Origin of the sequence: Acinetobacter sp. YH01008 (assembly GCF_013420435.1) — a bacterium.
GTDB classification, from domain to species: domain Bacteria; phylum Pseudomonadota; class Gammaproteobacteria; order Pseudomonadales; family Moraxellaceae; genus Acinetobacter; species Acinetobacter pseudolwoffii.
On record NZ_VOYD01000053.1, the window covers coordinates 1 to 7,247 of the forward strand.

The following is a 7,247-nucleotide window of genomic DNA, read 5'->3' on the forward strand; positions in this document are numbered from 1 at the left end:
ACATGATCATTTTTTTGTTGAACAGTGTGAAATATCTGAAGAGTATTTAATTGAGTAAAATGACATTTTCAAATATATAGATTTATTAGTTCTACTAAAATTAACATAATACACCTTATACGAAATGTGTTATAATTTTCCTTAGAAATCAATGCTGTAGTTTCTAGTTTATAGCCCAATCACACCCGATTGGGCTTTTTTTATGACTTTTCACGTTCCACGCTTAATAAGTAAGCAATGTTCCACACTTTTGTTTAGCTAAAAATAACAATAAAACCTTACTCATCTGTAAAAACTGCCCGAGCTAAACGGCCCAATAATCCCCTTTTTTTAGGTTCCGGTTCAACGTGTTCAGGAATAGGTATACGCTTGTTGTCTTCCCCAAAAGTAGTCAATGCGTCATAGTTCGACTCAATCTCTGGCCGAGGATCTGTTGCTATATTTAGATTAGTAGATTCATTTAGCTTACTAGTATTTTCTTGTTTTGGCTGTTCTAACGTGCCTTTAAACTCAATTCTATGAGTGAGATCTTCAATATGTTGCATCAAAGACTTTTCTCTTTGATTTGCTAAATCTAACTGATTTTTGAGTAAAGAAATTTGATCTTTTAATACATTTTCAATTTCAGACTGAACGTGTACCTGTACATCCTTCTGGACTTGTTCAGTACGTGTACTGGACTGAACACTGACTGGATTGCCATAAACTCTGATAAGTTCCGATAAGTCTATAAGTCCATCATGATCTCTTGATAATTCACCACTTTTTATAGATTCATAGATTGTTGTTCTTGATTTTTTAAAAGCTTTACTTGCGTCCATTATGCTAAATTTTGTTTTGTTCAATGTAATCCCTCAGCGCGTGTTTAAGCATGTTCATCTGAACATCTTAGCTGAACATATATCTTATTTTGAATTAAATCGTACTTTTCTAGGTATAGCAGCAATTTTTCAAACTTTTTGTTCAATAGTAAAGTCGATATTGAATTCTGCTAGTTTTTCAATCCATCTATTACCTTCGTTATTTTTAAAATCAATTTTTATTCTTTCTACTAATTCGTCTGTAGTCTCACCAGATTCTTTGAATCTCAAGCTCAATTCTTCACTTTGAATTATCGTTAAATAAACCATTTTTGCAGTTATTTTATTTTGCTCTTGGTTACTACCAGTTTCACTTTGTTGATTAGCTCCAATAGTTTTCTTTTTTCTAACTATAAAATTAACATGACTAGCTTTGCGTCCTTCTTTCTTGACTGCTTTAAACTCAATAGTAAGTTCTGTTTTAGAGTTAATGTCATCAATGTGGGGTTTAAGAATAGTACTTTTGAAATCTCTATATTCTGGGTATGAATTTTCTGCCAGACCTAAAGCACTTTTTAATTCTTTGATGGATACATCGAAATTAGACCGAAATTCATTTTGTACCAAGAATGGGTAAAGTTTTAAACCGTGACCATGTAAGGCAACAGCCGATTTAACTTTAAATTTTGTATACGAATTTTGTTTATTAAAAACATACATAATGTATAGGGCAAAATGCGTGAAAGAAATATAAAAACATCCATCCTTGTATGAGCATGTACTAATGAGTCTTGTTCGAATATCTCGATCTTTTCCAGGATGATAAAAAACTACACTGTGGTCGTAGAGAGCATCTACTACTCGGTTTAAGGCTACATAAGCACTGCTTGGCTTTAAGCCCGTCAATTCAGCATATTCTTTAGCTGTTACAGTGAATTCTGTTGTTTCATTGGGATCTGATGCTAGCCGAACTTTAGGGCTAAAAAAGAATAGCAATTTTAGAATATCGTCTTTTGGTGATTTCTCATGCTTCAATTGCCAGAAAATATTTTGAAAGACAGCATAGTCTTTTGGATAACGTTTGGCAGGTGCTGAAAGAGGAAAAAGAGATTTGTCATGTTCCTCAAAATTTTTAATTTTCTTTAATGATACAGCCATCTAAAATCACTATTCTTCTATTATGTGGTGGTATTTTCAATGCTACTTACCCCCACTTATTAAGTCAAGCATATCTTGATTACCACCTAACATTTCGCCCCCACTAACCTAACATTTCGCCCCCACTAACCTAACATTTCGCCCCCACTAACCTAACATTTCGCCCCCACTAACCTAACATTTCGCCCCCACTAAAAGTCAAAAACCTAACATTTCGCCCCCACTAAAAGTCAAAAACCTAACATTTCGCCCCCACTTTAGTGTCTGAAACACTGATATAGCAATACATTGAGACTGGCCGTAAAGCTTTTTAAAAGCTTTTTAAAAGCTATTAAAAGCTTTTAATAAAGCTTTTAAAATTAGTAAATGAAAAAATAAATGAAAAATTGCCCTTGGTTTTCGCTACGCTCAAACTCTATTGAATCTCGCTTTCGCTCGATTCGTGGGGCAATTTTTAGTTAATATTCTTGTTACTTTAAGAAAAGGCAAAAGCAACTCGGAATTCGCTTCGCTCATAAGTTTTTTATGCTCGCTTCGCTCGGTCTAGGTGCAAAGATCAGCATGTGATCTACTTTCAATTTGTTGAAGCAAATATTTTAAAAAGCAGTTTTTCAGGGAGTCTAGGCGCAAATTTTCGTTGTGTCGCTCGTAGACACTCGCTAAAGAGGATCTGAGATGAGCAAAGATAAAAAAGATGAAGATTTGGTTTCTCTCTCGATGAAGAACTTCAACAAACCACGATGGTTTAGAGCCAATGAAGATGGTGTCTTTTGTGAAGTAACTTGGGAGGAGTTCTTTAAAAACCATGATGACCCAACAGGGTTAGAAGATTTTATGACAGATCGAGAGCAAGATACACCAAGAGATGTGGATTTATAGCGCATGGTTTGCTGTATTTGGCGTTTTATTGGTCATTCCTATTCTACCTATAGGTTTTAGTTTAAAGTGCCTTAAAACGCAAATGGTGAGCATTTAGACAACCCACCTCGTTTCGATATTCTGTTGGCAAGAATATCCGAGGGGGTCTAAAAAATGCTTATAACGTATGCACCGTAAAATTTTGTCGAAGTGCCGATTGCCAACCAACCAACACCAAACTTTAAAACGCTAATTTTATTCATAAAATCAGAAAATATTTATCCTATGGTGGATAACAACCTCGAAAAACTATGTCTTCAGAAGTTTAGTTTAGTTCGAGCGACCAACTCGAACAGCAGGGGAGACCAATCCCCATTTAACCTTTTTGACTCTCCTGTGGCTTTAAATCCACAGCCTTCAAGCACTATGACCATGCAGGAAGTAACACACTCAACTACAGTCCCCTATAGCCTCAACATCACTCTTTCGCAAAACCACGATTCCCTTAACAAGTCATTTCTGACAACGGTAGCTATGGTTTTTTAACCAACTTTTGATAAAACAACTCAAAAGAAAATTCTTATTGATTATCAATTTTACCTGTAATTATAGATTACTATCTATTTTACAAATAAAAACAACAACTTATTCAGAATTATTACAGTACAACTTCGGCAAAAATCTGCCTTATATGCGCTACTAAAGATCGCTCCAACACATCTATGTCGATAACTAAAAATTTAGTTATTCAAAAACTTAGGTGACAAAACCTAATGACATAAAAGTGCGTCCCAAGTTATCAATTGAAGTCTTAACAAGCAGTACGTTCATCCACTAAGTTTCTAAGCTTTTTCCTTGCTTTTCGGTACGCAGTTCCAAAATACCGATTCCGCAGCTTAAAAAATATCATCATGGGTAGAACACTTACTTAGCACAGTCGATGAGGATCTCTCCCCACCTTTAACACGTTTAAGCTATACATCGACCTTTCGAGCCAAAATGGAATGTCATCACGACAAATTCACCACCTGACCCAAAAGTGCCACTCTCGCCAGCTTTCACCTTGATCGCCTGTACCCTCTCGAATACCGCAGAAGCCATCGTGTGTGCCACGCACCTCGCCAAACCATAAAGATTCAGCGAAGAACGGTAGTTATTAACGCTACTCTCCATCTATGGATTTCACTCACTATTTCTTCAAAAGCAGGATTTCAGCCCTTTCAGCCTAGAATGGGGTTTAACCCATTCGCCACCTTTCGGTGATTCCGTTTCCTTGTCGCCCAACTTCAAGAACCAACAATGAAGTGGATTGAGTAGAATTTGAGGGTAGGCAAAAGCCACCCCTCATCAGCCCTCATCAAAGCGTACCGAGCTACGTTTCCGCAGCAGTCCGCTTCGTCAAGCAGTTTTCAGGCTGTCAACCTTTCCACTGTGAGCTGTTGAAAATCAAAATTTTTAGTGTGCCTAACGGCACACTAAAAAACGGTTAGGTCTTTTAGGTGCGTTGGTCAGACACACTTCACAACTGATGAGAAAATCATAATGCACAAAAAATATGCTGTCTAGGTGCGTTCGCATGGAACTACTTATTACCCTCTTACAAACACCGTCTAGAAGTCCTTAAAACTTGCTTCGCAAGTTCACCATAGCTTCGCTATGGAAAAAGCAAAAAACAGCTAAAAACCAAAAATCCTTTTACTCGATTACAATGCTAGTTTTTGATCAAAAAACAGCGTATTTTGTGAATTAACCCTTGATAACAATGATTGGAAATATTTTGGATGATAATTTTTAGTCCACACACAAAATTTACAATGCAACGGCTCGCTGACCATGTTGCCAATGGCGCATATTTTTATTTCAGCTTTGAGTACGACAGTTCTAAGAAATCCATTGAATCCGTTTTGGATAAGATGACAGAGCGTTATGAGTTGGGTATTTCACCAAGACAGCGTTCTTACCGCCTAGAAAAGGGTCATCCTATTTGCACGATGATCGTGCAAAGAGATGTCTTTAATGAAAATAAATGGTTTCTGTATTGCTTATTCACTACGCCTACAAGTAGAGATTTCAATACTTTCAACGGTATTGAGATTAATAAACTTGCCAAAGAGTCGGAGCGTTTGAAGATTCAGACTCTTAAAGAGAAGTACAAAGGCTTTAAGTGGGATCTTGATTCGATCTCAGCAGAAAAGACCTTGATTGCAGACTACTTCAAAGATAATGAGCCAAAACAATTTGTCTTAAAAAATCCAATTGCTGTCAAACCTACTGCCCTGGTGACTATGGAGCTTTTTAGAGATACGCATAAGACTTATAAACAGCTCATCTTGGGTGATGAAAAAGACTACAAAGACAGAGTAAGGGCTTATACGTGGACTTGGCGATATACAAAGCAAAGTATTGAAAAAATTAAAACTAAATTTACTGATTCTATTAATAAATTGGCTAGTCAAAAAAATAGTTCTCTAGCAGAGAAGAACCGAGCCGACATTAAAAATCTATTCCTGATGGTTGAAACATGGTCTGTTTTCAAAGCAAGCCGTTCCCAAGCAGGGCAGATTATCCATTTTGCACAGCGTTTTTTAAAGTACAGGTCTAAGAAGCAGAAAACATGGATGCAGATGGAAATTGCTACACCACACTTGACCTATCTACCCCGATTGCCGACCTATGCGGATACGATCCATGAATATAATTACAGACGTAATCTTTTTGATGAATATGGTGTGGAAGTGCCTTTGAAACTCATTAAAGACTACTATGGTGGTGGCTATTACAACATACCGATTCAAGCCTATGTAGCTAAAGAATTAGAAATGCGTGAGAATGGCAAAGCCATTGCTCAAAAAGCGGATGAGCTTTACTTACAAGTGCTTGAAAATGAGTAAATCCGCTAAGAGAAGCTATTAAATACGGACTTTGAATAGGTTCTAACATGCAATTTTTCAAAAAAGATTGAAAACCATTTTAAAGCTTTCGACTTAACCTTTTTTTACATCAATAATGGCTTCATTTAATGTCAGCATACTTTTTGAAACACCACCTTGTTGAGCTGGAGCGAAATTCTTTCAATTGCCAAGAATCTACTGATTCGTGGTATTGACCGAATTGTTTATAATAAGAGATATCTCCCTTAACCTCAACATTTCCCTTGTCAGGAGCTATATCATTGTTAATGATCTCCAACAACGTCGTTTTTCCACTTCCGTTTAACCCGACTACACCAATAATATCGTTCTTAAAAACAGTTAATTTATCAAAAGTAAAAAGAAGCTTGCCTCCAAAATATTTTTCTATTCCTCTCATTTTTATCAATTCCATACAATCGCCTCCCTTTCTAGCGATTAAGTTAATAAACATATTAAATCATTAATTAGTTTTTGTAGTTTAGAGAGTTTATTTCTTAGGGTTTCTATTCCTCAATTATTCCGTATCCTTCTGGTGCAGGAATCCCATGTTCCGAAGAACGACTGACTGATTCCCACTCTTTCCATGTAAATATACGTTTTTCTGCATTTTCAACAGCTAAATCATATACAAGGCTTCCCAGAACTAATCGGAGAGGCGGATTCTCACTATTAACCAGTTTCATTATAGCTTCGGCGGCTAACTTAGGATCACTATCCACCGATTCGTTTGAATATTGTTGGGCCAACTTTTCACGTAATGAATCATACTCTTTTTTCTGTGTAGTAAAACTCATTTTTAAGTATAGATTCGTCCAGTAACCTCCAGGTTCTACGATAGATACTTTTATACCAAAATGTGCAGCTTCTTGTGCTAAAGCCTCGCTAAATCCTTCTAAAGCAAATTTACTAGCGCTATAGATTCCCGACATTGGACCACTAATCAGTCCACCAATACTAGATATCTGGATAATATGACCTGATTCTTGTGCCCGCAAGTACGGCATAACAGCTTGACTTACCCATACTGTACCGAAGAAATTAGTTTCCATTTGGCTTCTAACTTCATCTTCACTAAATTCTTCAATCATTCCCATTACCATATTCCCTGCATTGTTAATGACAATATCGAGTCTTCCAAAATGTTTAATGGCAGTTTCCACTGTAGTCGAAACAGCACTTCTATCAGTAACATCAAGACTTAAAGGAAGTAACATTCCTTCAAACTGGCATTTTAACTCATTCAGTTTTTCAATATTTCTAGCAACACCAACAACCTTCTCTCCTGACTCCAATGCTTTTTTTGTGAATTCGTATCCTAGTCCACTGCTTGCACCTGTAATAAACCACACACGTGTATTTTCATTGTTATTAAATGTCATAAATAATCTCCTCGGTAGTGTTTCAAAAAGTATGCTGAAGAAAAAGCCGATTGGATTTTGATAAAATAGAGAAATGCAAATAACTCTAGCAATCAAATGTCCAACCTGCCTCAGTGATAGTATAAAGAAAAATGGTATCA

At 36.4% G+C, this 7,247-nt stretch carries 6 protein-coding genes and 1 pseudogene; 3 read left to right on the plus strand and 4 right to left on the minus strand.

The window, feature by feature from the left end; translation table 11 throughout:
• Positions 1-278: 278 nt before the first annotated feature.
• Both FTT75_RS15040 and FTT75_RS15045 read right to left on the minus strand, forming a co-directional pair.
• A complete protein-coding gene (locus tag FTT75_RS15040; protein WP_225531289.1) occupies positions 279-845 on the minus strand; it encodes a plasmid replication DNA-binding protein in 567 nt (188 codons plus the stop codon).
• 105 nt (positions 846-950) lie between these two features.
• Positions 951-1,958, minus strand: a complete 1,008-nt coding sequence (locus FTT75_RS15045; RefSeq protein ID WP_004967300.1) for a replication initiation protein — start codon at positions 1,956-1,958, stop codon at positions 951-953.
• 675 nt (positions 1,959-2,633) lie between these two features.
• On the opposite strand from FTT75_RS15045, the gene FTT75_RS15050 reads away from it, so the two are divergent.
• From FTT75_RS15050 to FTT75_RS15060, 3 genes and pseudogenes are all read left to right on the plus strand, one after another.
• A complete protein-coding gene (locus FTT75_RS15050; protein ID WP_004968112.1) occupies positions 2,634-2,837 on the plus strand; it encodes a hypothetical protein in 204 nt (67 codons plus the stop codon).
• 1,760 nt (positions 2,838-4,597) lie between these two features.
• Complete coding sequence (locus FTT75_RS15055) at positions 4,598-5,707, plus strand: hypothetical protein (RefSeq protein WP_004968110.1); 1,110 nt, start codon at positions 4,598-4,600, stop codon at positions 5,705-5,707.
• A 45-nt stretch (positions 5,708-5,752) separates the two neighbouring features.
• Positions 5,753-5,836, plus strand: a pseudogene (locus FTT75_RS15060) (IS1 family transposase); the annotation flags it as partial.
• On the opposite strand, the gene FTT75_RS15065 reads toward FTT75_RS15060, so the two are convergent.
• Both FTT75_RS15065 and FTT75_RS15070 read right to left on the minus strand, forming a co-directional pair.
• Positions 5,829-6,140 carry an ATP-binding cassette domain-containing protein gene (locus FTT75_RS15065; protein WP_180044481.1) on the minus strand — a complete coding sequence of 104 codons (312 nt, stop codon included), beginning with the start codon at positions 6,138-6,140 and terminating at the stop codon, positions 5,829-5,831. The pseudogene FTT75_RS15060 and the gene FTT75_RS15065 sit on opposite strands and share 8 nt — an antisense overlap.
• Positions 6,141-6,231: 91 nt before the next feature.
• Positions 6,232-7,107, minus strand: a complete 876-nt coding sequence (locus FTT75_RS15070; RefSeq protein ID WP_078081115.1) for an SDR family oxidoreductase — start codon at positions 7,105-7,107, stop codon at positions 6,232-6,234.
• Positions 7,108-7,247: the final 140 nt, after the last annotated feature.

Excerpts from the sequence above, each read along its gene's own strand:
- FTT75_RS15070 (WP_078081115.1), bottom strand. The coding sequence starts at position 7,107 with ATGACATTTAATAACAATGAAAATACACGTGTGTGGTTTATTACAGGT.
- FTT75_RS15055 (WP_004968110.1), top strand. The coding sequence starts at position 4,598 with ATGATAATTTTTAGTCCACACACAAAATTTACAATGCAACGGCTCGCT.
- FTT75_RS15045 (WP_004967300.1), bottom strand. The coding sequence starts at position 1,958 with ATGGCTGTATCATTAAAGAAAATTAAAAATTTTGAGGAACATGACAAA.
- FTT75_RS15050 (WP_004968112.1), top strand. The coding sequence starts at position 2,634 with ATGAGCAAAGATAAAAAAGATGAAGATTTGGTTTCTCTCTCGATGAAG.
- FTT75_RS15065 (WP_180044481.1), bottom strand. The coding sequence starts at position 6,140 with ATGGAATTGATAAAAATGAGAGGAATAGAAAAATATTTTGGAGGCAAG.